The sequence below is a fragment of the Streptomyces sp. NPDC043870 genome (genome assembly GCF_056435785.1).
The window spans coordinates 324,799-326,122 of the sequence record NZ_JBWKDT010000004.1 but is presented as its reverse complement, the minus strand read 5'-3'; the positions used below and the strand labels follow the sequence as shown (position 1 = coordinate 326,122).

The 1,324-nt window shown below is 67.1% G+C and carries 1 protein-coding gene; it reads right to left on the bottom strand.

Annotated elements, in window-relative coordinates; all coding sequences use genetic code 11:
* Positions 1-163: 163 nt before the first annotated feature.
* Positions 164-1,324: scabin-related ADP-ribosyltransferase (locus AC0699_RS07900; RefSeq protein ID WP_478657018.1), on the bottom strand; the 1,161-nt coding region annotated here is incomplete at its 5' end.

Genomic DNA, 1,324 nt, shown 5'->3' with positions numbered 1-1,324 from the left:
AGAAAGAGAAAAAGAGGGGAGAACCGGTATGTTAGGGGGGGGGGGGCGTCGTGGGTTCCCTTTGGGGGGGGGCCCCCCCCCCCCCCCCCCCCTCTCCCCCCCCCCCCCCCCCCCCCCCCCCCGCCAACGCTGGAGCCGGACTCGACTGCTCCGGCTTCCCCCACTACCCCTTGTAGTTCTTGTTGGGGACGTACTTCCCCAGGGAACCGTCCGGCTTCACCTCCCAGACTCCCTTGATGTACTCCGGACGGATCCCGCCCGGGAAAGCGATCTCGTCCTCGTGGGAGTAGGGGCTGTCGTCGAAGGTCTGGTTGATGTCGATCCCACCGGGCGCATCGATGTCGTAGACGTACTTGGCGCCCCACTTGGTGGCGAAATCCTCGTTGTACGTGGTGCCGACGAAGGCCGACGGCTCACTGTCGTTGACGTAGCTGTCCAGGTCCGTGTTGTACTCGCTCCGCGGCGCGAAGCCCTCCTCGAAGATGACGCTCGGCGGGCGGTCGTCATTGCGGAAGAGGGGCTCATGTGTGTCACGCCATGTCAGATTGCCCTGACCCTCGATGCTTTCCTGGATGCTCTCCACATCCACGTCGGGGTCGATCGCCACCTCCGGGTGAGGATTGGGCCTCGGAGCAACGTCCTTGTCGTGATCTTTGTCGCTGTCCTGGTCTTTGTCGTTGTCTTTGTCGTTCTGCTGCGTCTGATCGGAACAGGCGCCGGAGCCGAGAGCGGCGTTCGCGGCATCTTCGGCCTCTTGATAGGTGTCGTAGCCGGGGACCGCAGCACTGGCGGTGCCCATGACGGCGGCGGCAGCGGCGGCGAGACTGGACTGCATGGACTGCATGCCCGCTTCGGGAGTGCTGCCGGCCCCATTGCCGGGGCCTACGGCCAGGGTGACCCGACCGCTGGAGCCGTGCACCGACATGGCGATGCCGGCGCCCATGCCACCACCGACGCCGGTGGTGTCGCAGTCCTTCTCGGGGTCCTCGGGCTGATCGGGGTCCTCGGACTCCGGGTCCTCAGGCTCTGTCGACTGGCCGCCGGAGCTGCTGCCACCGGTCGATCCGCCGGAGGTGCCACCACTGCTGCCACCAGTCGATCCGCCGGAGGAACCACCACTGCTGCCACCAGTCGATCCGCCGGAGGAACCACCACTGCTGCCACCAGTCGATCCGCCGGAACTCGGGCCACCGATGAGACCACCGATGAGACCACCGATCAGACCGCCATCGGTGCCGCCGGAGGAGCCGCCGGTGCTGCCGCCGGTTGATCCGCCAGAGCTGGGTCCTCCGGAGTTGGAGCTGCCTGACGCGCCTCCGGACGA